Source organism: Terrabacter sp. 01T434 (assembly GCF_056398545.1).
The window spans coordinates 369,660-391,229 of sequence record NZ_JBFTPP010000005.1 but is presented as its reverse complement, the minus strand read 5'-3'; the positions used below and the strand labels follow the sequence as shown (position 1 = coordinate 391,229).

The following is a 21,570-nucleotide window of genomic DNA, read 5'->3' as shown; positions in this document are numbered from 1 at the left end:
GGCGCCCCGATGATCGAGCGTCCTCGCCGCCTGCGGCAGAACCCCGTCCTGCGGTCCCTGGTCGCAGAGACCCGGCTGCACCCGCGCGACCTCGTGCTGCCCGTCTTCGTCGCCGAGGGCATCACCGAGCCGCGGCCGATCGCGAGCATGCCGGGCGTGGAGCACCACACCCTCGAGAGTGTCGTCGAGGTGGCCCACCGCTGTGTCGCCGCGGGGTTGGGCGGGATCATGCTCTTCGGCGTTCCCCAGCACAAGGACGCCACGGGCTCGGGCGCGGTCGACCCCAACGGCATCCTCAACGTCGCGCTGCGCGCGGTTCGTGAGGCGGTCGGTGACGACCTCGTCGTCATGGCCGACACGTGCCTCGACGAGTTCACCGACCACGGCCACTGCGGCGTCATCGACGAGCGCGGTCGTGTCGACAACGACGCCACCAACCTCCTCTACGCCGAGATGGCCGTCGCCCAGGCACGCGCCGGCGCCCACGTCGTCGCGCCCTCCGGGATGATGGACGGCCAGGTCGCCGTCATCCGCGAGGCGCTCGACGCCGAGGGTCTGACCGACACCGTGATCCTCGCGTATGCCGCCAAGTACGCCTCCGCGTTCTACGGCCCCTTCCGCGACGCCGTGCAGTCGAGCCTGCAGGGAGACCGCCGCACGTACCAGCAGGACGCGGCCAACATCGTCGAGTCGCTCCGCGAGATCGACCTCGACATCGCCGAGGGCGCCGACATGGTCATGGTCAAGCCCGCGATGTCCTACCTCGACGTCGTCGCGGCCGCAGCCGAGCGCTCGTCGGTGCCGGTCGCGGCGTACCAGGTGTCGGGGGAGTACTCCATGATCCAGGCGGCGGCCGCGAACGGCTGGATCGACCTGCGAACGGCGGCGATCGAGTCGCTGACGTCGATCCGCCGGGCCGGTGCCCAGATCGTGCTCACCTACTTCGCTCTCGACGTGCCCGAGTGGACCGCGTGACACCACTACCATCTGTGGAGTCACAGGAGGTCGACATGTCAGGTGCAGGGGACGACGGCGTGCGGTGGCTGAGCCACTCGGAGCAGACCTCGTGGCGCGCCATCCTGCGTGGGACGCGGCTGCTCGAGCGCGCACTCGACGACGCGCTCGGTGACGCCGGTCTGCAGCTGAGCGAGTACGAGATCATCTCGATGCTCTCCGAGAGCCCCCACCACCGGTTGCGGATGTCCGAGCTCGCCTCCATGGTCGTCCAGTCACGCAGTCGTCTGACGCACACCGCCAAGCGCCTCGAGGACCGTGGCTGGGTCACCCGCGAGCAGTGCTCCGACGACAAGCGCGGGGTCGAGCTCGTCCTGACGACGGGCGGCCTGGGTGCCGTCCGCGACATCGCCCGGGTCCACGTGCAGAGCGTCCGCGACAACCTGGTCGACATCATGAGCCCGGCGCAGTTCACCGCGATCGGCGATGCCATGGCGATCGTGCGGGACCACCTCGACCCCAACGGGGCCACCGACCGCTGACGACCCGGCGGCAGGCGCTCCGAGCGACGGTTGAGAGACTGGGGTCATGAGCTCGCAGCCCGTCCCCGTCCAGACCGCCTCCGACGCCCCCGCGTCCGCAGCGCTGCTCGCGCGAGCGAGCGTCGTGATCCCCGGTGGGGTCAACTCCCCGGTGCGCGCCTTCCGCGCCGTCGGCGGCACGCCGCGCTTCATGGCGAGCGGCGCGGGACCGTGGCTCACCGACGCCGACGGCAAGCGCTACGTGGACCTCATCTGCTCCTGGGGCCCGATGATCCTCGGTCACGCCCACCCTGAGGTCCTGGCGGCCGTGAACGAGGCCGCCGCGCGCGGTTTCTCCTTCGGCACGCCGAGTGAGAACGAGGTGCGCCTCGCCGAGGAGATCGTCGCCCGTGTCGAGCCGGTCGAGCAGGTGCGCCTCGTCAACTCGGGCACCGAGGCGACGATGTCGGCCATCCGGCTCGCGCGCGGTTTCACCGGGCGCGACGTCATCGTGAAGTTCGCCGGCTGCTACCACGGCCACGTCGACGCGCTGCTGGCCTCGGCCGGCTCCGGGATCGCGACGTTCGCCCTCCCCGACTCGGCCGGGGTACCGCGGTCGAGCGCCGGCGAGACGATCGTCCTGCCTTACAACGACCTCCCCGCGCTCGAGGCCGCGTTCGCCGAGCGGGGCCACGAGATCGCCGCCGTCATCACCGAGGCCGCGGCCGGCAACATGGGCGTCGTCCCGCCGGCGCCCGGCTTCACCGAGGGCCTGCTGCGCGTCACCAGGGCCCACGGCGCCCTGCTCGTGTCCGACGAGGTGATGACCGGCTTCCGCTGCAGCGCCTCCGGCTTCTACGGCCTCGAGGGGCCGTATGCCGCGGGCGCGCCCGACCTCTTCACCTTCGGCAAGGTCATGGGCGGGGGCTTCCCGACCGCGGCCTTCGGCGGCCGCGCCGACGTCATGGCGCTGCTCGCGCCGCAGGGGCCCGTCTACCAGGCCGGGACCCTGTCCGGTAACCCCGTCGCCTCGGCCGCCGGCCTCGCGACGCTGCAGGGCTGCACGCCCGCGGTGTACGACCGCCTCGACGTCGTCTCGCGCGCCATCGCCGGCGCCGTCGCGAGCGAGCTGAGCGCCGCCTCGGTGCCGCACACGATCCAGTGGGCCGGCTCGATGTTCTCCGTCTTCTTCCGCGACGGCGCCGTCACGAGCTACGACGACGCCAAGGACCAGGACACCGGTGCCTTCCGCCGGTTCTTCCACTCGATGCTGAGCCAGGGCGTGCACCTGCCGCCGAGCGCCTTCGAGTCGTGGTTCGTCTCGGCCGCGCACGACGACGAGGCCGTCGACCACGTGCTCGCGGCGCTGCCGGCCGCGGCCCGCGCCGCCGCCACGCCCGACTGACGGCACCGTCCGACTGACGGCACGCCCGACTGACGGCACCGTCCGAGCGGAGCCGGCCACACGGCATACGCACCCAGGCGGTCCGGGGCATTGTGGTGGGCGACCGGGGTGGAGGACGCTGGTCGGTGACGGCGGCGCCGTCCGGGCGTCGCCCCGACCGAGGGAGGTGGGGTCGTGCACGCACGCTCCACGACGGTCATGGGCCGTCCCGACATGATCGAGACCGGCATCACGCACGTGCAGGACGTGGTGATGCCGCAGGTCAGGGCGATGGACGGCTGTGTCGGCCTGTCGATGGTCGCCGACCGCGCCAGCGGCCGGTGCATCGTCACGACGGCTTGGCGCGACGAGGCGGCGATGCGGGCCACGGCCGACAGCGTCACCCCCCTGCGGCAGCAGGCGGCCGAGCTCCTCGGCGGTGAGGCCACGGTCGACGAGTGGGAGATCGCCTACCTCCACCGCGACCACCGTGTCGCGGACGGTTGCTCGGCCCGCGTGACGTGGGCCGAGGGAGACCCGACGAAGATCGACTCCATCCTCGACGCCTTCCGGATGGGGATCATGCCGCGGGTCGAGCAGCTCGAAGGGTTCTGCAGTGCAAGCCTGTTCGTGGACCGGATGTCCGGTAGGTGCTGTGTGACGGCGACCTACGACTCGCCCGAGGCGATGGTGGCGACCCGCGACGCAGCGATGGGGCTGCGGGCCGACCTCGTGCAGGACACCGGCATGAGGATCACCGAGATCGGCGAGTTCACGCTCGCCATCGCCCACCTGGACGCGCCCGAGCTCGTCTGAGCCCGCTGCGCCTCTAGTGGACGGCGGCGAGCAGCACGCCGACGCTCACGAAGAGTCCGCCGAAGACGCGGTTCAGGGCGCGCTGGCCCGACTCTCGCTGGGTCAGCCGCCCGAGCCCGCGTGCCGCCGCGGCGAAGAAGAACCACATGACGATGACGTCGATGGCGACGATCGTCGCGGCGAGCACGGCGTACTGCTCGACCAGCGGGCGCTCCGGACGGATGAACTGCGGCGTGAACGCCAGGAAGAAGACGACGGCCTTGGGGTTGGTGAGGTTGACCAGGAGGCCCCGGCGAAACATCGACCACGCCGGTTCGCGGTGCCCCTGCCCGACCCGGGCGACGGTGGCCCGCGAGCGGAACTGCCGGACGCCGAGGTAGACGAGGTAGGCGGCGCCGGCATACCGGATGACGTCGAAGAGCACGGGGGAGCCCGCAACGAGGACGCCGACCCCGGCGGCCACGACGGCTAGGTGGGCGAGCAGCGCCACCTGCTGGCCCAGGATGCCCCAGATCGAGCGGGTCCAGCCGGACCCCAGCGAGTTGGCCATCGTGTTGACGGCGCCGGCCCCGGGGGTGAGGGAGATGAGCACGCCCGTCCCGACGAGCGCCAGCCAGACCGACCACGACACGTCGTGGAGTGTAGGCGGCGCCGGCCGGCCGCCGCCCGGTGTTCCACGGACGTTGCAGCACGTCACAGGGGGTGCACAGGCTCGGACGCGGATTCGGTCCTGAGCAGGACGTTTGAGAGACTGTCGTCCATGGGTCAGAGCACGAGCGGGGAGTCGGCGAACTCCGGCGACCTCACGGTCGTGCACCTCATGCGACACGGTGAGGTCCACAACCCCGAGGGCGTGCTCTACGGCCGCCTCGACGGCTTCCACCTGTCCGAGCTCGGCCGCGAGATGGCGCGACTCGTCGCAGCCCACCTCGAGACCAACGACATCACCCACGTCGTCGCCTCGCCGCTCGAGCGGGCCCAGGAGACGGCGGCCCCGATCGCGACCGGCCATGACCTGCAGGTCGCCACGGACGTGCGCGTCATCGAGTCGGAGAACGAGTTCGAGGGTCGCAGCGTCGGCCTGAGCGACCTGATGCACCCGCGCAACTGGCACCTCTTCACGGACTTCACGAAGCCGTCCTGGGGCGAGCCCTACGAGGACATCGCCACCCGGATGCTGGCGGCGATCGCCGACGCCCGCGACGCCGCTCGCGGCCACGAGGCCGTCGTGGTCAGCCACCAGCTCCCGGTCTGGACGGTCCGCAACAAGCTCGAGGGCCGACGCCTGTGGCACGACCCCCGCAAGCGCGAGTGCACCCTCGCGTCGCTCACCTCCCTGACCTACCACGGTGACGAGCTCGCCTCGATCACCTACTCCGAACCGGCCGCCGAGCTGCTCGCGAGGGCGAGCAAGAGCGTGGGCGCCTGATGGACCACCTCGACCGACGCACCGCGCTGCGGTGGGCCGCCGTCGCCATGGCCGGAGGCATCGCCACCTTCGCTGCCGGCTGCTCGACCGACCCGAACTCCGTTGCGGACCAAGCCCGCTCGGGTGACCGCAAGGGCTACGTCGCCGGCGACGGCTCCATCGAGCAGCTGCCCGTCACCGACCGTGGCGAGCCGGTCAAGCTCGAGGGCACGACCCTCGACGGCAAGCCGTGGAGCAACGCCGAGCGCGTCGGCACCGTCCTCGTCCTCAACGTGTGGGGCTCCTGGTGCCCCCCGTGCATCGAGGAGACACCCGCGTTGCAGAAGGCGTGGGAGAGCGTGCAGGCCAAGGGTAAGAAGGTCGAGTTCCTCGGCCTCGACAAGCTCGAGGGCCCGGACACCGGCCGCGCCTTCCTCACCGCCAACAAGGTCACCTACCCCTCGCTCGCCTACGACGGCGGCGTGCCGATCCTCTCCCTCCAGGGCAAGGCATCGGCCACGCCGACGACCCTCGTCCTCGACCACGAGGCCCGCATCGCGGCCCGGGTCTCCGGCCCGGTCTCCACCTCGACGCTGCTCGGGCTCATCGACGACGTCCTCGCCGAGAAGGCCTGAGACCGGCGTGGGTACCGAGCTCGCCACCGGTTCGCTCCTCGTGGCAGCGCTCGTGGCCCTCGTGGCCGGGTTCGTCTCGTTCGCCTCTCCCTGCGTGCTGCCGCTGGTCCCGGGCTTCCTCGGCTACGTCACCGGCCTGTCCGACGTGTCGCTCGAGAAGCGGTCACGGGGGCGGCTCGTGCTCGGGGCGCTGCTCTTCGTCCTCGGCTTCACCGTGGTCTTCCTCGTCGCCGCAGCCGCCGTCTCGGCCGTCGGGCTCGCCTTCCGTGAGCACCAGAGCGCGCTGCTGCGCCTCGGCGGCGCCGTCGTCCTCGTCATGGGACTGCTCTTCCTCGGGATCGGGCGGTCGTATGCCGTCCCCGTCAGCTGGCGCCCGCGCGCCGGCCTCGCGGGCGCACCCCTGCTCGGCGCCGCGTTCGCGATCGGGTGGTCCCCGTGCATGGGTCCGACTCTCGGGGCGATCCAGGCCATGGCCGCGCCGATCTCGGCGGAGTCGGGCTCCATCGGGCGGGGCCTCGCGCTCGCCGCCGTCTACTCGATCGGGCTGGGCCTGCCCTTCGTCCTCATGGCCGCCCTGTGGGAGCGCGCCGGCACCGCCAGCGACTGGCTGCGCCGTCACCGCCGGGCGCTGCAGAACGTCGGAGGACTGCTCCTCGTCGCGGTGGGGCTGCTCATGCTGACCGGGGTCTGGGAGGACGTCATCATCTGGCTCCAGGTGCGACTCGTCAACGGCTTCCAGGTGGCGATCTGACATGAGCACCGACACGAACCCGGCCACCGACCCGGCCACCGACCCGGCCACCGAGCAGGGCTCGAAGGACGGGGCGCGCACCCAGGGAGCCCAGCGACTACGCAACGGGATGAGGCCCGACCGTCAGGAGCCGACGCTGCCGACCCTCGGCGTCGTCGGGATGCTCCGTTGGGGCTGGCGCCAGCTGACGAGCATGCGGACGGCGCTCTTCCTGCTCCTGATGCTCTCGATCGCCGCCGTGCCGGGCTCGATCTTCCCGCAGCGCAACATCGATGCCGGCCGGGTCGCCGACTACATCGCGCAGAACCCCAAGACGTCGCCGTGGCTCGACCGGCTCGGCTTCTTCGACGTCTACGCGTCCCCGTGGTTCTCGGCGATCTACCTGTTGCTCTTCATCTCCCTCGTCGGTTGCATCGTGCCCCGCACCAAGGTGCACCTGTCGGCCCTGCGCTCGACCCCGCCGCGCGCTCCCGCCCGGCTGAAGCGGCTCGACGAGCACACGGAGCTCACGACCGCCCTGTCGCCCGACGAGGCCCTCGATGCAGCGCGGAAGGTCCTGAAGCGCAAACGGTTCCGTGTGCACTCACACGACGGCACGAGCATCTCCGCGGAGTCCGGCTACCTCCGCGAGACCGGCAACCTGCTCTTCCATCTCGCGCTCACGGGGATCATCATCGGCATGGCCGTCGGTCACCTGTTCGGCTGGCGCGGCGACGTCATCCTCGCCGAGGGCGACAAGTTCGCGTCGTCGGCGGGCACCTACAACACGATCTCGCCGGGGCCCTGGGTCGACACCGAGACGTTGCCGCCCTTCGTCCTGTCGCTCGACAAGCTCCACGTCGAGTTCAACGACACCCCTGGGCGCAACTTCGGCAAGCCGCGCTTCTTCGACGCCCAGACGACCCTGCGCAGCTCGCCCGGCGCGCCGGCGACGAGCGAGAGCGTCTCGGTCAACCACCCGATCACCGTCGACGGCGCCGACATCTTCCTGCTCGGCAACGGCTACACCCCGGTCATCACGGTGCGTGACGCGAAGGGCGCCGTCCTCTACCGCGAGGCGACGCCGTTCCTCCCGCAGGATCCGAACTACCGGTCCGTCGGCGTCATCAAGGTGCCGTCGGCGTCGCCCAAGCAGCTCGGCTTCACCGGCTTCTTCCTCCCGACGGCCGAGCCGACCTTCACCAACGGCCCGGTCTCGATCTTCCCCGATGCGAATAACCCGGAGATCGCGATGTCGCTGTGGGAGGGCAACCTCTTCCCCGGTGGTGCACCCCAGTCGGTCTACACGCTCAACACCGAGCAGATGAAGCAGGTGCTGCAGCGGGGCGGCTCGCCGGCACTGTTCCGCCTCAAGCCCGGAGAGACCAAGCAGCTGCCCGGCGGCCGGGGGTCGATCACCTTCGACTCCGTCAAACGGTTCGCGGGCCTGTCGGTGCGCACCGATCCCGGCGCCCCGATCAGTCTCGTCAGTGCCATCCTCGCCACCCTCGGCCTCATCCTCGGCCTCACCATCAAGCGCCGCCGCGTCTTCGTCCGCGTCCGCCCGGCCCCGGTGGGCGCCGGTGGCGAGCCCGACGCCGGGGGCACCCTTGACAGCCCTCCCGGCGCCGACGGGCGACCGACTACCGTGGTCACCATCGGTGGCCTCTCGAAGGACTCCGACCCCGGGCTCGCCGCGATCGTCACCGCGATCACGACCGGCGTGCACGACCGCCTTGCAGAACGGACCGACCGCTCGTGAACCTCGCAGCCAACGCCAACGCCGCGCTCTACGCGTCGATGATCGTCTACACGCTCGCCATGCTCGCCTTCACCTGGCACCTGGCGGCGCGAGTGCCGAAGGTGGTCGACTCCGACGTCGCCGCCGTCCCGGCCAACGAGCGCGCGGGTGTCCTCGTCGGGGCCGGCGCGCCGACGACGACCGAACGCCGTCCGGCGACATCGGACGCGGCCGGGGCCGGTTTCGAGGAGAGCCTGAAGAGCCGCCAGCGCGGCAGCATCGCCCTCATGCTGACCTACCTCGCGTCGGCGCTGCTCGTTGCGTCGGTCCTCATGCGCGGGCTGGCCGTGGGTCGCCCCCCGTGGGGCAACATGTTCGAGTTCGCGACCGCCGCGGCTGCCGCCGTCGGTGCGGCCTACAGCGTGCTCGCCAAGCGCAACAGCTGGCAGTGGCTCGGCGTCTTCATCGTCACTCCGATCCTGCTCGTGCTCGGCCTCGCACTGACGGTGCTCTACACGGAGGCCGGCGAGCTCATGCCGGCCCTGAAGTCCTACTGGCTCGGCATCCACGTGACGGTGGCCTTCCTCGCCGTCTCCTTCTTCACGCTCGCGTTCGCGGTCGGTGTGCTCTACCTCGTGCGCCTGCGCCGCGAGGAGAAGCCCCCGGCCAAGGCCAGCTTCATCGAGTCGCTGCCGAGCTCGACCTCACTCGAGCACACGGCATACAGCCTCAACATGGTGGCCTTCATCCTCTGGACGTTCACGCTCATCGCGGGAGCCATCTGGGCCAAGCAGGCCTGGGGCGCCTACTGGCAGTGGGACCCGAAGGAGGTGTGGACCTTCGTCATCTGGACGGTCTACGCCGCCTACATGCACAGCCGCGCGACGGCCGGCGTCGACCACCGCAGGTCGATGTACATCGCGCTCGCGGGCTACGTCGCCGTCCTCATCAACTTCACGCTGGTCAACCTCGTGTCGACCTTCGTGGGCATGCACAACTACTCAGGCATGTGATCTGACATGGTCCGCTACTCCCTGCTCCGCATCCTGATCTTCTTCGGGTTCCTCTTCCTCTTCTGGCTCATCGGCCTGCGCAACAACCCGGTGCTCCTGCTCGGGGCGTCGGCCATCGCGTCGGCCGCTGCGTCCTACATCCTGCTGCGCGGCATGCGCGACGAGATCACGGCCAAGCTCGTCGACCGGCACGAGGCCAAGCTCGTGGCGAAGCAGGAGGTCGACCCGACGAGCGACGAGTTCGCCGAGGACGCCGAGGACGAGCGCCCGACGCGCGACGCGGACGCCACGGGAGCGGCAGCCGCCGAGGACCCCCGAAAGGCCGACCACTAGCCGACCACTAGGCCGGCAGGCCGCTCCGGATGGCGATGCGAGTCGCCGTCGCGGTGGCGTCGTCGCCGACACCGAAGAGCAGTGAAGAGCGGCGCCGACGCAGGAAGTGGACGCCGACGAAGTGCAGGTCGGGTGCCACCACGCTCTCGCCGTCGACGTGCACCGGGAAGCCCTGCTCGTCGACGAGACCTGGGATGTCGATCCACTCGGTGTAGCGCGAGCGGAATCCGGTGGCCACGACGACGGCGCCGAAACCGCGCAGGTCCAGCGAGGTCGGCGCCGTCGTGTCGAGCCGTCCGGGCGCCGGGATGTCCGGGGCCGGCACCCCGACCCGTCGGCACACCGCCTCGATCGTGTCGCGCACGAACCGGAACCCGGCGTCTCCGGCGGCGATGACCTCCGGCAGGTCATGCGCGAATGTGGCGGTGTGCCCGTCGATCGCAACGAGGTGCCCCACGAGGCGCACGCCGAGTGCGGCCAGCGTCCGGTAGTGCAGGTCGTGGCCGCCGCCGGCGCCCGTGGCCTGGATGTTGGCCCCGTGCCGCGCCGCGGGGGCCGGGAGCTGGTCTGGGGTCTGCTCGTAGAACGTCGAGTCCAGCAGCCAATCGAAGAGGTCGCGGCCGCCGATCCGGCGCAGGAACCAGGGCGCCCGCCCGCACCCCATGACGACGTCGCGTCCCGAGAGCGCGAGCTCCTCGGCGATCTGGCAGGCGCTCTGCCCGCTGCCGACGACCAGCACCGCGCCGTCCCGCAGGGCCGCCGGGTTGCGGTAGCCGGACACGTCGACGTACGGCACGTCGGGCGAGAGACCAGCCACGGCGGCGGGCACGAGCGGCCGCTGGTAGGCGCCCGTCGCGACGACCACGATGCGGCTGCGGATCCCCTCGCCGTCGGTGCGCAGTTCGAACCCGCCGCCGGCATGCCGCCTCAGGCCGCGCACCGGCACGCCTTGGCGAACGCGGCCGAGCCGGCCGGCATACGCCTGGAGGTGTCCGGCCACCTCGGAGCCGGTCATGAAGCCGCCCGGGTCGTCGCCGTCGTAGGCGGCGCCCGGGAGTCGCACCGTGTGGTTGGGGCCGACGAGGGTGAAGCTGTCCCACCTCCCGAGCCACGACGAGCCCGGGACACTCGCCTCGAGGACGACGTGATCGACGCCGCGCATCCCGAGCTCGTGGCTCGTCGCGAGGCCGGCCTGACCGGCCCCGATGACGACGACGTCGATCTCCTCGACCACGCGTCCACGGTGGCACCGGGACGTGGCCCCCGTCAGCCGAATGCCGAGGTATGCCGTCGCGCCGGGTCGCGAGGGATCACCTCGATCCGCTGCCGGCCGACCGCTGTGCAGGTATGCCGTCGCGCCGGGTCGCGAGGGATCACCTCGACCCGCGGGGGCGGAGGGTGTCAGGCCCGCCCGAGGGCGAGGCCGACGGCGAGCAGCAGCGACCACGCCAGCTGGAACTGGCCCGTGCCGGCCAGGGCCGGGATGAGACCCGCGCCCGTGGCGCGCCCGATGACCGCCTGCATCGGCCGGACGACGAGCGGTGCGGCCAGGACCGCGAGCAGCGCCCACGGCGAGGTGAGCGCTGCGAGACCGGTCATGACGAACGCCACCGCGACGAGCGCGACGTAGAAGGCTCGCGTGCCGGACTCTCCCATCCGGACGGCGAGCGTGCGCTTGCCGTGCTCGCGGTCGGTCGGGATGTCGCGCAGGTTGTTGGCGACGAGGATGGCCGAGGCGAGGGCACCCACCCCGATCGCTCCCCACCAGCCGGCTGCCGTCGGCGGCGTCATCGTCGCCATCGTGCCGAGGGTCGCGACGAGGCCGAAGAAGACGAAGACGAAGACCTCGCCGAGCCCGAGGTAGCCGTAGGGCCGTGACCCGCCGGTGTAGTACCACGCCGCGACGATGGCGGCCGCACCGATCGGGATCATGATCCACAGGCCGGAGAGGCCGACGAGCGCGAGGCCCATGAGACCCGCGAAGAAGAAGCACGCGAAGGCCGCGATCTTGACCGAACGCGGCGCCGCGAGCCGCTGCCCTACGAGGCGCACCGGGCCCACCCGCACCTCGTCGGTGCCGCGGATGCCGTCGGAGTAGTCGTTGGCGAAGTTGACCCCGACCTGGAGGGCCAGGGCCACGACGAGGGCGAGCACGGCATACGCCCACACGACGTGGCCGGTCTGGTAGGCGGCACCGGTGCCGACGAGGATGGGGGAGACGGCGGCGGGCAGCGTGCGAGGGCGGGCGCCCTCGATCCACTGGGAGAGAGTGGCCATGGAGTTCTCGGGGCGTCCTTCTACAGCTTGCGGAGGAAGTCGGGGTCGTCGTCGGGTCCTAGTGGCCCTCTGGGTCCTCGCGGCCCGGACGGGCGGCGACCCGGCCCTCGTGGTGCGGGACCGCCGCGGGCACCGGCTCGGCCGGCCACGAGCCAGCCGATCGGGCCGAGGACGGGCACGAGGACCGCGATGAGCCAGACCGGCTTGGGCATCGTCCGCACCACCCGGTGGTCGGTCTGCACGCAGTCGACGAACGCATAGATGGAGGCGAAGACGACGAGGGCGACGAGCATGACGCGCAGCACGACGACCTCCTTCGGCGAGGGTGGGAACACCCTTATCTTGCCACCGCTCAGGCGGGACCCTGAACGGCGCGTCGGATGGCGGCCCGGTCAGGCTTGCCGGGCCCGCGTTGCGGGATGGAGGCGAGCACGAGGACCCGGCGCGGCAGCGCCGCGTCGGGGAGTATGCCGCGCAGGCGCTCACGCACCTGGCGCGTCGTCAGGTGCCCGGTCGGGTCGACGAGCGTCACTGCGGCACAAACGGACTCGCCCCACTCCGGGTCGGGGAGGCCGAGGACCACCACGTCGAGGACGTCGTCGAGGTGCCGTGTCATGGCGTCCTCGACGACGCCGGGGTTGATCTTGAGGCCGCCGGTGTTGATGACGTCGTCGGCCCGGCCGTCGATGACGAGCAGGCCCCCGTCGTCGAAGTGGCCGAGGTCGTCGGTGCGGAACCACCGGACGCCGTCGGGGTCGACGGTGAACGCGTCGCGGGTCAGGCCCGGCTCGCCGAGGTAGCCGTGGGCGACGGTGTCGCCGCCGAGCACGACGTGCCGGTCGTTGTCGACGTGGACGCGGCTGACGGGCAGCGGGATGCCGTCGTAGACGCAGCCACCGGCCGTCTCGCTCATGCCGTAGGTGAGGCTGAGCACGACCCCGAGGGCGCGGGCGCGCTCGACGAGCGCGGGAGGTGTGGCGGCGCCGCCGACGAGCACGCCGTCGAAGCCGCGCAGGGCTGCCACCCCCGCCGGGTCGTCGACGAGCCGCGACAGCTGCGTCGGCACGAGCGCCGTGTAGCGCCGCGCGGCCGCGCTCGTGGGGTGGACCCGGGCTGACGCGGCGGCGAACGCCTCGACGGAGAAGCCGTCACGCAGGTCGAGCACGGCCGGGGCGACCCCGGCGGCGATCGAACGGAGCAGCACCTGCAGCCCGGCGATGTGGTGGGCCGGCATCGCGAGCAGCCAAGCGCCACTGCCGCCGAGGACCTGGTGCGTCGCCCACGCCGACCGCTCGAGCGCGTCCGCCGTCAGCAGCGCCCGCTTGGGACGGCCGGTCGATCCGGACGTGCCGATCGCGACCGCCAGGCCGTCGGGCAGGTCGGCTGGGGCATGGGACGGTACGGCCGGCGGCGACTCGTCGACGGCATACGGCAGCACGGGGGAGCGGCCCGTGAGGGACGCCTCGAGGGCGGGCAGCACGTCGAGGACGGCGGGTCCGGCGGGGATCGCCAGCGGTCGGGGGGACGGCGCGGCCATCAGGCACGTCTCGCTCTCGGTCGGGCGGTGGGCAGGGCGCGGCGGCGCTGCCGGGCCGCCATGGCAACGGTCCACACGAGCACGACCGCGCAGACGGGGAACCCGACGTACGGGTTGAGGGGGAGCACGATGCCGAGGGTGCCACCGACGACCCAGAGCACCTGGAGCATCGTCTCGGACCACGCGAAGACCGACGTGCGGACGTTCTCGGGGACCTCGCGCTGCACGAGCGCGTCGAAGCAGAGCTTGGACAGCTGCGCCGAGTGCCCCTGGACGAAGCCGAGCAGGGCGAGGGTCCACACGCCGTACCAGATGCCTGTCGCGGCGCAGCAGACCGTCGCCGCGAGCACCGACACCATGGCGATGCGCTCCGGCCGCTGGTCGCGCACGACGTTGCCGACGACGCTCCCGAGGCAGTTGCCGACCCCGATGGCCACGGCGATGATCGCGAGGACGACCTCGCCGCGGACGCCGTCGATCGGGTGCTCCTTGGCAAGGAACGCCATGAAGAGGATGAGGAAGCCGGTGAGCACGCGCGTGCCACCCGTCGACCACATGGCGTGCATGACCGGCCACGGGATCGCCTGCTTGCGTCGACGGAACCGGCCCAGCGGTCCCAGAGAGTCGACGGTGAGGGTGTCCCCGTCAGCGGCCGTATGCCGTCGCGCCGAGGAGTCCGACCAGCCGCGCTGGGTGCCGCGCAGCGAGCTGGCGACCGGCGGGGTCCCCGTGCCGCCGTCGGTGCCGTCGGTGCCGTCGGTGCCGTCGCGCGGTGGGGCGCTGAGGGGGATCGGGGTCGTGTCGTCGATGGACATCTCACCGAGGGAGGAGTCGACACGCTCCGGCAGCCGGATGGCCTGGACGGTGCCGACGACGAAGACGACGAACGCCACCCGGAGCGCCCAGGCCGGCCCGGCGAGCATCGCCACGCCGCCGAGCGCACCGCCGATGAGCGCCCCGACGACCCCGGCCATCGACACGCGCGAGTTCGCCTTGACGAGAGTGGTGCCCGGTGGCAGCAGGCGCGGGACCGCGGCTGCCCGGGTGATGTTGTAGGCCCGGGACGCGACGAGGCAGCCGAGCGCGGCGGGAAAGAGCCAGCTGCTGTCGTTGGTGATCGCCTCGCCCAGGACCCAGCAGAGGAAGGCCCGGACCGCGAGCGTCGTGCCGATGGCCCACCGCCGACCGTGCCTGAAGCGGTCGAGCAGCGGGCCGATGAGTGGCGCGACGAGGACGAACGGGACCATCGTCAGGAGCAGGAAGGTCGCGACGTCGCCGCGGGCCTGGGCCGTCTGCGGGTTGAAGAAGAGGGTGCCCGCGAGGGCCAGCGTCATGATCGTGTCGCCCGCGGTGTGACTCGCGTGCAGCTCGGTCATGCGCGCCAGCCCGGTCTCGCCGGCGCCGCCGGAGTGGGTGTACGCGTGGGCCTTGGCGGCGGCGAAGCGGCCCGAGCGCGCTGTCACCCGGGCCGTCCCGGTGGCGGCGCGACCGAGTCCTCGCCCGATGGCGCGTGTCGCGTTGGCCGCGGTGGTGCGAGGTGGTTGACGGAAGTCCGCGGGGCGGCCTCCCTCGGGAACGTCCGGTGAGGCGCCGGGCGCACTGCGGCCAGAGCTGGCGCGGCGGTCGTCGCTCGGTTCCACCCCAACATCCTGCCCTGTCGGGGGCGCCGGCGCGTGACCGACCGTGCCCGGATGGTGCCCTTCACGGGTTCAGCCGCGAAAGATCGAGGTCGGGTCGTCGTCGACCTCGGCCAGCAGCTGCTCCACCGAGCCGATCTGGCGGTTGCCCTCCACGTACTCGTGCCAGCGCTCGTTGCGGTCGCGCCAGTAGAGCGCCCAGTCCTTGGTCCCGACCCGGTAGCGCAGCTGGGCCAACGCGAAGTGCGTCCACTCGCCGGCCCCGTCAAACGGTGCCCGGGTCTCGCACAGCGTGACGTTGCGCCCGCGGACATGGAACTCGACGCGCACCTGGTGGAGGGCGCGATCGGGGACGGCGGCGGCGCACCAGCGGCGCACGCGAGCGAGGTCGAGCTCAGGGACGGGGGCCGACGGCATACCGGATCGGCTCCTCAGAAGTACCAGGGGAACGGCGACCAGTCGGGTTCGCGCTTCTCGAGGAACTGGTCGCGGCCCTCGACGGCCTCGTCGGTCATGTAGGCCAGGCGGGTCGCCTCGCCGGCGAAGACCTGCTGGCCCATGAGGCCGTCGTCGGTGAGGTTGAAGGCGAACTTGAGCATCCGCTGTGCCTGCGGGCTCTTGCCCATGATCTCGGTCGCGACCTGCAGCGCCTCGCGCTCGAGGTCGGCGTGGTCGGCGACGATGTTGACGGCGCCCATCCGCTGCATGTCCTCGGCGGAGTAGGTGCGGCCCAGGAAGAAGATCTCGCGCGCGAACTTCTGGCCGACCATCTTGGCGAGGTAGGCGCTGCCGTAGCCGGCGTCGAAGCTGCCGACGTCGGCGTCGGTCTGTTTGAAGCGGGCGTGCTCCCGGCTGGCGATGGTCAGGTCGCACACGACGTGCAGCGAGTGCCCGCCCCCGGCCGCCCAGCCCGGCACGACGGCGATGACCACCTTCGGCATCGTCCGGATGAGGCGCTGCACCTCGAGGATGTGGAGGCGGCCGCCCTGGGCCTTGACGCGCGCCTCGTCGACGGTGTCCGCGGTCTCGCCCTCGGCGTACTGGTAGCCGGAGCGACCACGGATGCGCTGGTCGCCGCCGGAGCAGAAGGCCCACTTGCCGTCCCTGGGGCTCGGGCCGTTGCCGGTGAGCAGCACGACCCCGACGTCCGGGGTCATGCGGGCGTGGTCGAGCGCGCGGTAGAGCTCGTCGACGGTGTGCGGTCGGAAGGCGTTGAGCACCTCGGGTCGGTCGAAGGCGATGCGCACGACGCCCGACTCCGCGTGCGGGCGCCCCGCCATCGGACGGCGGCGGTGGTAGGTGATGTCGGTGAGGTCGAAGCCCTCGACCGGTGCCCACTCGCTCGGGTCGAAGATCTCGGAAACGGCGCTCTGGCTCGGCTCGCTGCTCACGGGCCGACCCTATCGGCGGGGCTAGGGTCGGACGCATGCCGATCCCTCCCTACGTCGCCCACCTGCGCACCATGGTCGGGCAGGAGCTGCTCTGGATGCCGGGCATCACGGCGGTCGTGCTGCGCGACGGGGAGGGCGGCCCCGAGGTGCTGCTCGTCCGGCGCTCCGACAACGGAGCCTGGACGCCGGTCACGGGCATCGTCGACCCGGGGGAGCACCCGCACGTGACCGCGGTGCGCGAGGTCGAGGAGGAGGCCTGTGTCGTCGCGGAGGTCGAGCGGCTCGTCTGGGTGTCCGCGACGGAGGTGGTGACGCACGTCAACGGCGACCTGGGGCAGTACCTCGACCACACGTTCCGGTGTCGCTGGGTGTCAGGAGAGCCGCGTCCGGGTGACGACGAGTCGACCGACGCCCGCTGGTTCGCGCTCGACGCCCTGCCCGAGATGGCCGAACGACACCGCGACCGCATCACGGTGGCCGTCAACAACCCGGCCGACGTCGTCCTCGGCCACTGATCGCCCCACCCCAATCGAAAGAGCAATCCGTCCGCTCTTCTGGCCCACCACGTGGGCAGGCGGGCGGACGGATTGCTCTTTCGATCGAGGAGAGGAGGCGTGACATCTGTCAGGGGGAGGTGCTGACAACAGGGGCTGGGTCGACGGGCTCCCGCACGCCTACCGTCGAGGGAGAACGGGGCCGACCGGTCCCACGGACGGAGGAGACCGCCGTGTTCTCGCCACGCAACCTCAGCATCGCCGGACTCGTGCTCATCGCCGTCGCCCTCGGGTCGTCGGGTCACGGGCTCTGGTGGCTCGTCGGCTTCCTCTGGTTCCTGCCGCACGCCGGGCGGCGTGGGCACGTCTGCGGCCCGGTAGCCCGTCGGCGAGGTGGCCGACGCCGCGACCTGCAGGCCGAGCCCGTCGCGCAACCCGACCCCACCCGCGATCGTCACGAGGCCTTTCCCGCCCGCTGACCCACGTCGGTGATGATGGGGGCATGACGACGCTGCCGCCCATCGACGCCCTCCTCGCGAGGGCACACGTCGTCTCCCTGCCGATGCGGGTCCGCTTCCGTGGCGTCGACGCCCGCGAGGCCCTGCTCCTCGAGGGGCCCTCGGGTTGGGGCGAGTTCAGCCCCTTCGTGGAGTACGCCGACGCTGAGTCGGCGCGCTGGCTCCTCGCCGGCATCGAGGCCGCGTATGCCGTGTGGCCGGCTCCCGTGCGCGCCACCGTGTCCGTCAACGCGACCGTGCCCGCCGTCCGTCCGGAGCGCGTGCCGGAGGTCCTTGCCCGCTTCGACGGGTGCACGACGGCGAAGGTCAAGGTCGCCGAGCGCGGGCAGACGCTCGAGGACGACGTGGACCGCGTCGCTGCTGTCCGGTCCGCGATGGGGCCGTCCGCGCGGATCCGGGTCGACGCCAACGGCGGTTGGGACATGGAGACGGCCGTAGAGGCGCTGAGGCGGCTCACGGCATACGACCTCGAGTACGCCGAGCAGCCCTGTCCCAGCGTCGAGGAGCTCGTCGAGCTGCGAACTGCACTGGCACGGAACGGGGTCGACGTCCTCATCGCCGCCGACGAGTCGATCCGCAAGGCAGAGGACCCGATCCGGGTGGCGCGGCTCGGCGCCGCCGACATCGTCGTCGTCAAGGTGGCGCCGCTCGGTGGGGTCGCGCGTGCCCTCGAGATCGTCGACGCGTGCGCGCTGCCGGCCGTCGTGTCGTCCGCGCTCGACACCAGCGTCGGCATCGCTGCCGGCGTGGCGCTCGCCGCGGCGCTCCCGTCCCTCGACCACGCGTGCGGCCTGGGCACCGTGGGGCTCTTCGGCCGCGACGTGTCGGCGACGCCGTGGCGCCCGGCGGGCGGCGTCCTGACGACAGGGCGTGCCGTGCCGGACCCACAGGCTCTCGCCGAGCTCGCGGCACCGCCGGAGCGGCAGCAGTGGTGGCGCGACCGGCTCGTCCGCTGCCATGCGGTGCTTGCGAGCGGCAGTGGCCGGTGATCCAGCTGGCCGGGGCATACGGGCCCGGCTCGAGCAGGACGGCTCAGCGGTGCCGGTCCTGGCGGGGCACGACCCGTTGCGTCAGCTCGCGCAGCCAGGTGGCCTCGGCCCGTCGGTCCGCTCGGGAGACCGGGACCTCGAGAACCCTTGTCCCCGAGGGCGACTCGTCAAGTGCGGCCGCGAGCCGACCGAGGTCGTCGATGCGTTCGTATGCCGTGTGGTGGGCCGCGCACAGGGCCCCCAGGTCGGTGCCGTGCGGGGTCGCGAAGACACGTTCGAAGGCACCGGCGTAGCGACGGTCACCCTGCTCGAGGGTGCTGAAGATCGCGCCACCGTCGTCACTGAGGACGACGAAGGTGAGGTCAGGCCGCCGCTGCCCGCGCCCGGTCAGCAGGCCGTTCGAGTCGTGCAGGAACGTCAGGTCGCCGAGGTAGGCGATGCTGCGCGCGGCTCGTGGTCGACCGAGCGCGATGCCGATGGCCGTGGAGACCATGCCGTCGATGCCGGCGAGCCCGCGGTTTCCGACGACGAAGCGGTGCTCGTGGGGGCTCCACGGGGTGGCCATGATGTCGAGGTCGCGCACCGGGTTCGACGAGCCGACGACGAGGGTCGTGTCGGCGGCCACCGCTGCCCCGACCACCGACGCGACGGCGAGGGGTGACAGGCCGTCACCACCCGGCGCCCGGCTCGGATCGCTCGCCGGGGCGGCCAGTCCCGCGTCGATGAGGGTCGACAGCAGGTCGTCGGCGTCCCGCCAGGCGTGGAACCATGCCGCGTCGTCGGGGCCGTCGACGCGAGGCACGACGTCGAGCACACGGGCGACCTTGCCGGGGTCGGTGGCCACGCCGTCACGTCCGCGGACGGCGAGGACCTCGACGCCGGAGTCGCTGATGAGGTTGGCGACCGGGCGCGACAGGGTCGGGTGACCGACGACGACGACGCGCTCGACGACGTCGCGCAGGTCGGTCGTGAGCAGCAGCCGGCCGGTGCGCAGGGCCTGGCGCCCGATGCGGGCCCCTGACGTCGGCTCGGCCACGAGCGGCCAGTTGGCGGCCTCGGCGAGTAGTCGTGCCGCCGGCCCGGCCTCGTCACCGGCCACGACGACGGTGCGCGGTCCGAGGCGGAGCACCTCCCCGTCGGTCGGCACCGACACCGACGGTTCGACGCCCAGCACCCGCGCCTCCGGCCGCTCCAAGTCCGCCGGGGCGGAGTCGTGGTGGGGTTCCGGGGCAGATCCGCGCACCAAGTCCGCCGGGGCGGAGTTGTCGGGGCGCTGCCACCACGTGTCCGGGTCGGCGTCCGACGGCAGCAGGTCACCGTCGAGCTGGACGTTGAGCTGGGTCGGGCCACGGCGCGAACAGGCTTGCCCCACAAGAAACCCCAGCTCGTCGGGAGACGTGCTGGCTGTGAGGTCGTGGCACGGCGCGAAGGTCCCGAAGATGCCGGCCTGGTCGGTGGTCTGGTTGGCGCCCGTGCCGCGCAGCCGGTCGGGACGGTCCGCGCTGACGACCACCACGCGACGCCCCGTGTGGTGCGCCTCCATGACCGCCGGCAGCAGGTTGCCGACGGCGGTGCCCGACGTCGTGACGACGGCGACCGGTCGTCGTGACCCGGTGGCGAGACCGAGCGCGAGGAATCCTGCCGACCGCTCGTCGACGCGAACGTGCAGGCGCAGGTCGCCGTTCCGGTCGGCGGCATGGAGCGCCAGGGCGAAGGGGGCCGAGCGCGAGCCCGGCGCGAGCACGACGTCTCGGACACCGCCGAGCCACAGCTGCTGCAGCACGTGCAGCGCGAGCTCTGGCGCAGTCCGGTCTCCGGTCACCGTCGCCCCTGTCAGTCGCTCGCGAGCGCGTCGCGCATCGGGATGAGCTTGGCGTCGGACTCAGCGACCTCGGACTCGGGGTCGGACCCGGCGACGATGCCGCACCCGGCATACAGCGTGATCTGCGACGGGTCCTCGGCGTCGAACGCACCGCTGCGCAGCGCGATGCCCCACGCGCCGTCGCCGCGTGCGTCCATCCAGCCCACGGGCCCGGCGTAGCGGCCCCGGTCCATCTGCTCGAGCTCACCGATCAGCTCGACGGCGCGGGCCGTCGGGGTCCCGCCGACGGCAGCCGACGGGTGGAGCGACGCGGCGAGGGTCAGCGAGGAGGCATCATCGGCGCTGACGGCGGCGACGTCGGTCGCGAGGTGCATGACGTTGGGCAGGTGCAGGACGAAGGGCGCCTCGGGCACGTTCATCGAGGAGCAGTGCGGGGCGAGGGCCTCTGCGACGGAGCGGACGGCGTACTCGTGCTCCTCGAGGTCCTTCGACGACCGGGCCAGCGAGGCGGCGAGTGCGAGGTCCTTCGCGTCGTCGCCGGTCCGGCGGATCGTGCCGGCGAGCACCCGAGACGTGATGAGGCCCTGGTCGCGGCGCACGAGCAGCTCCGGGGTGGCGCCGACGAGGCCGGCCACCGAGAACACCCAGGTGTTCTCGTAGCGCTCGGCCAGGCGGCGCAGCAGCCAGCGGGGGTCGATGGGGCCCGATGCCGTCGCCATGAGGTCGCGGGCGAGGACGACCTTGTCGACCTCACCCGCCCCGATGCGCTGCACGGCCTCGGCGACCGCATGCGCGTAGGCGGCGGGGGAGACCTGGCCGTCGGCGAAGGCCACGTCTCGCGGCGCCTCGGGCTCGCCTGCGACAGAGGGCTTTTCGAGCAGAGTCAGCTGTGGTTCGAGTGAGACGGTCGTGAGCCACCCGTGTCCGTCACGGCGGCCGACGATCGTCGACGGCACGACGAGACGGGCCGACTCTGCAGAGTCCGAGGCGAAGGGGAACGAGCCGAAGCACACGAGCCCCGTGCCCGGCCGCCCGACCTCGTCGCGCACCACTGCGCGCCCGCTGACCTCACGCCACCACGCCTCCGCCGCGCGGAAGCGGTGGTCGCCCCTCGACTCGAACGTCAGCGCCGAACCCCACCCGACGAGGCCCTCACCGCGGCGCACCCACGACAGCAGCTCGTCGTGAGGCAGGCCGGACGGCAGGAAGGCCAGCAGGGAGTCCGCGGCCTCGAGGGGCACCGTGCGGACGACGACCGTCGGTCCCGCTGAGGGGGACGGCGCTCCAGGGGCGGGCAGCGTGGACATCGGTGGCAACTCTACGACCGAACGCCCGGGAACCTCGCCGCGTCGCCGCGGTGCGACCGATGC

At 72.2% G+C, this 21,570-nt stretch carries 23 protein-coding genes; 13 read left to right on the top strand and 10 right to left on the bottom strand.

The annotated features are described in order from the left end of the window. Nucleotides 1-9 precede the first annotated feature (9 nt). The 4 genes from hemB to AC1DIW_RS13025 all read left to right on the top strand — a co-directional run bounded on the left by hemB (nt 10) and on the right by AC1DIW_RS13025 (nt 3,675). Nucleotides 10-975, top strand: coding sequence for a porphobilinogen synthase (gene hemB, locus AC1DIW_RS13040; protein WP_478108638.1), 966 nt, complete (start codon nt 10-12; stop codon nt 973-975). Between the two features lie 35 nt (nt 976-1,010). Beyond that, on the top strand, nt 1,011-1,496 hold the full coding sequence (locus AC1DIW_RS13035; RefSeq protein ID WP_478108637.1) for a MarR family winged helix-turn-helix transcriptional regulator: 486 nt from the start codon (nt 1,011-1,013) through the stop codon (nt 1,494-1,496). Nucleotides 1,497-1,542: 46 nt separating this feature from the next. Continuing rightward, nucleotides 1,543-2,880 carry a glutamate-1-semialdehyde 2,1-aminomutase gene (gene hemL / locus AC1DIW_RS13030; protein ID WP_478108635.1) on the top strand — a complete coding sequence of 446 codons (1,338 nt, stop codon included), beginning with the start codon at nt 1,543-1,545 and terminating at the stop codon, nt 2,878-2,880. Nucleotides 2,881-3,054: 174 nt separating this feature from the next. Further along, complete coding sequence (locus tag AC1DIW_RS13025) at nt 3,055-3,675, top strand: antibiotic biosynthesis monooxygenase (protein WP_478108634.1); 621 nt, start codon at nt 3,055-3,057, stop codon at nt 3,673-3,675. 13 nt (nt 3,676-3,688) lie between these two features. Here AC1DIW_RS13025 and AC1DIW_RS13020 read toward each other — a convergent pair whose 3' ends face one another. Next, the gene (locus AC1DIW_RS13020; protein ID WP_478108633.1) at nt 3,689-4,306 is read right to left on the bottom strand and encodes a LysE family transporter; all 618 of its coding nucleotides are present in this window, start codon (nt 4,304-4,306) and stop codon (nt 3,689-3,691) included. Nucleotides 4,307-4,435: 129 nt separating this feature from the next. On the opposite strand from AC1DIW_RS13020, the gene AC1DIW_RS13015 reads away from it, so the two are divergent. The 6 genes from AC1DIW_RS13015 to AC1DIW_RS12990 are packed head-to-tail and all read left to right on the top strand — an operon-like array spanning nt 4,436 to nt 9,535. After that, nucleotides 4,436-5,104, top strand: a complete 669-nt coding sequence (locus AC1DIW_RS13015) for a histidine phosphatase family protein (RefSeq protein WP_478108631.1) — start codon at nt 4,436-4,438, stop codon at nt 5,102-5,104. Continuing rightward, complete coding sequence (locus tag AC1DIW_RS13010; protein WP_478108630.1) at nt 5,104-5,718, top strand: TlpA family protein disulfide reductase; 615 nt, start codon at nt 5,104-5,106, stop codon at nt 5,716-5,718. The genes AC1DIW_RS13015 and AC1DIW_RS13010 overlap by 1 nt, the downstream gene beginning before the upstream one ends. 7 nt (nt 5,719-5,725) lie before the next feature. Next, entirely contained in the window at nt 5,726-6,469 is a 744-nt protein-coding gene (locus AC1DIW_RS13005; protein WP_478108629.1) for a cytochrome c biogenesis CcdA family protein, read from the top strand. A gap of 1 nt (nt 6,470) precedes the next feature. Next, on the top strand, nt 6,471-8,210 hold the full coding sequence (gene resB / locus AC1DIW_RS13000) for a cytochrome c biogenesis protein ResB (RefSeq protein ID WP_478108627.1): 1,740 nt from the start codon (nt 6,471-6,473) through the stop codon (nt 8,208-8,210). Further along, nucleotides 8,207-9,202, top strand: a complete 996-nt coding sequence (gene ccsB / locus AC1DIW_RS12995; protein WP_478108626.1) for a c-type cytochrome biogenesis protein CcsB — start codon at nt 8,207-8,209, stop codon at nt 9,200-9,202. Before resB ends, ccsB begins: the two co-directional genes overlap by 4 nt. 6 nt (nt 9,203-9,208) lie before the next feature. After that, on the top strand, nt 9,209-9,535 hold the full coding sequence (locus AC1DIW_RS12990) for a DUF4229 domain-containing protein (protein WP_442279287.1): 327 nt from the start codon (nt 9,209-9,211) through the stop codon (nt 9,533-9,535). A gap of 7 nt (nt 9,536-9,542) precedes the next feature. Here AC1DIW_RS12990 and AC1DIW_RS12985 read toward each other — a convergent pair whose 3' ends face one another. The 7 genes from AC1DIW_RS12985 to AC1DIW_RS12955 form a co-directional block, all read right to left on the bottom strand. Continuing rightward, nucleotides 9,543-10,769, bottom strand: a complete 1,227-nt coding sequence (locus AC1DIW_RS12985) for a flavin-containing monooxygenase (protein ID WP_478108624.1) — start codon at nt 10,767-10,769, stop codon at nt 9,543-9,545. A 167-nt stretch (nt 10,770-10,936) separates the two neighbouring features. Then, on the bottom strand, nt 10,937-11,812 hold the full coding sequence (locus tag AC1DIW_RS12980; protein WP_442279289.1) for a 1,4-dihydroxy-2-naphthoate polyprenyltransferase: 876 nt from the start codon (nt 11,810-11,812) through the stop codon (nt 10,937-10,939). A 20-nt stretch (nt 11,813-11,832) separates the two neighbouring features. Beyond that, a complete protein-coding gene (locus tag AC1DIW_RS12975) occupies nt 11,833-12,117 on the bottom strand; it encodes a PLD nuclease N-terminal domain-containing protein (RefSeq protein WP_442279290.1) in 285 nt (94 codons plus the stop codon). Between the two features lie 47 nt (nt 12,118-12,164). Further along, nucleotides 12,165-13,349 carry an o-succinylbenzoate--CoA ligase gene (gene menE, locus AC1DIW_RS12970; protein WP_442279291.1) on the bottom strand — a complete coding sequence of 395 codons (1,185 nt, stop codon included), beginning with the start codon at nt 13,347-13,349 and terminating at the stop codon, nt 12,165-12,167. Then, a complete protein-coding gene (locus tag AC1DIW_RS12965) occupies nt 13,349-14,989 on the bottom strand; it encodes an MFS transporter (protein WP_478108622.1) in 1,641 nt (546 codons plus the stop codon). Before AC1DIW_RS12965 ends, menE begins: the two co-directional genes overlap by 1 nt. A 69-nt stretch (nt 14,990-15,058) precedes the next feature. Continuing rightward, nucleotides 15,059-15,403 carry a DUF3024 domain-containing protein gene (locus AC1DIW_RS12960; protein WP_478108620.1) on the bottom strand — a complete coding sequence of 115 codons (345 nt, stop codon included), beginning with the start codon at nt 15,401-15,403 and terminating at the stop codon, nt 15,059-15,061. 14 nt (nt 15,404-15,417) lie between these two features. Continuing rightward, the gene (locus tag AC1DIW_RS12955) at nt 15,418-16,377 is read right to left on the bottom strand and encodes a 1,4-dihydroxy-2-naphthoyl-CoA synthase (protein ID WP_478108618.1); all 960 of its coding nucleotides are present in this window, start codon (nt 16,375-16,377) and stop codon (nt 15,418-15,420) included. A 35-nt stretch (nt 16,378-16,412) separates the two neighbouring features. Here AC1DIW_RS12955 and AC1DIW_RS12950 point away from each other — a divergent pair, with 35 nt between their 5' ends. The 3 genes from AC1DIW_RS12950 (at nt 16,413) to AC1DIW_RS12940 (ending at nt 18,378) form a co-directional block, all read left to right on the top strand. After that, a complete protein-coding gene (locus AC1DIW_RS12950; protein ID WP_442279808.1) occupies nt 16,413-16,892 on the top strand; it encodes an NUDIX hydrolase in 480 nt (159 codons plus the stop codon). Between the two features lie 212 nt (nt 16,893-17,104). Beyond that, nucleotides 17,105-17,350 (top strand): hypothetical protein, encoded by a 246-nt coding sequence (locus AC1DIW_RS12945; protein ID WP_478108616.1) that lies wholly within the window; start codon nt 17,105-17,107, stop codon nt 17,348-17,350. A 23-nt stretch (nt 17,351-17,373) separates the two neighbouring features. Next, nucleotides 17,374-18,378 carry an o-succinylbenzoate synthase gene (locus AC1DIW_RS12940; RefSeq protein ID WP_478108615.1) on the top strand — a complete coding sequence of 335 codons (1,005 nt, stop codon included), beginning with the start codon at nt 17,374-17,376 and terminating at the stop codon, nt 18,376-18,378. Between the two features lie 43 nt (nt 18,379-18,421). On the opposite strand, the gene menD is transcribed toward AC1DIW_RS12940, so the two are convergent. Together menD and AC1DIW_RS12930 are read right to left on the bottom strand one after the other, a co-directional pair. Then, nucleotides 18,422-20,200, bottom strand: a complete 1,779-nt coding sequence (gene menD / locus AC1DIW_RS12935) for a 2-succinyl-5-enolpyruvyl-6-hydroxy-3-cyclohexene-1-carboxylic-acid synthase (protein ID WP_478108614.1) — start codon at nt 20,198-20,200, stop codon at nt 18,422-18,424. Nucleotides 20,201-20,211: 11 nt separating this feature from the next. Beyond that, nucleotides 20,212-21,507, bottom strand: coding sequence for an isochorismate synthase (locus AC1DIW_RS12930; RefSeq protein WP_478108612.1), 1,296 nt, complete (start codon nt 21,505-21,507; stop codon nt 20,212-20,214). Between the last annotated feature and the right edge of the window lie 63 nt (nt 21,508-21,570).

Coding starts and splice junctions, on each gene's coding strand:
- menE (WP_442279291.1), bottom strand. CDS start 13,349: ATGGCCGCGCCGTCCCCCCGACCGCTGGCGATCCCCGCCGGACCCGCC.
- AC1DIW_RS12980 (WP_442279289.1), bottom strand. CDS start 11,812: ATGGCCACTCTCTCCCAGTGGATCGAGGGCGCCCGCCCTCGCACGCTG.
- resB (WP_478108627.1), top strand. CDS start 6,471: ATGAGCACCGACACGAACCCGGCCACCGACCCGGCCACCGACCCGGCC.
- hemL (WP_478108635.1), top strand. CDS start 1,543: ATGAGCTCGCAGCCCGTCCCCGTCCAGACCGCCTCCGACGCCCCCGCG.
- AC1DIW_RS13035 (WP_478108637.1), top strand. CDS start 1,011: ATGTCAGGTGCAGGGGACGACGGCGTGCGGTGGCTGAGCCACTCGGAG.
- AC1DIW_RS13015 (WP_478108631.1), top strand. CDS start 4,436: ATGGGTCAGAGCACGAGCGGGGAGTCGGCGAACTCCGGCGACCTCACG.
- AC1DIW_RS12950 (WP_442279808.1), top strand. CDS start 16,413: ATGCCGATCCCTCCCTACGTCGCCCACCTGCGCACCATGGTCGGGCAG.
- AC1DIW_RS12940 (WP_478108615.1), top strand. CDS start 17,374: ATGACGACGCTGCCGCCCATCGACGCCCTCCTCGCGAGGGCACACGTC.
- AC1DIW_RS12960 (WP_478108620.1), bottom strand. CDS start 15,403: ATGCCGTCGGCCCCCGTCCCTGAGCTCGACCTCGCTCGCGTGCGCCGC.
- AC1DIW_RS12930 (WP_478108612.1), bottom strand. CDS start 21,507: ATGTCCACGCTGCCCGCCCCTGGAGCGCCGTCCCCCTCAGCGGGACCG.
- AC1DIW_RS13010 (WP_478108630.1), top strand. CDS start 5,104: ATGGACCACCTCGACCGACGCACCGCGCTGCGGTGGGCCGCCGTCGCC.
- AC1DIW_RS12990 (WP_442279287.1), top strand. CDS start 9,209: ATGGTCCGCTACTCCCTGCTCCGCATCCTGATCTTCTTCGGGTTCCTC.
- hemB (WP_478108638.1), top strand. CDS start 10: ATGATCGAGCGTCCTCGCCGCCTGCGGCAGAACCCCGTCCTGCGGTCC.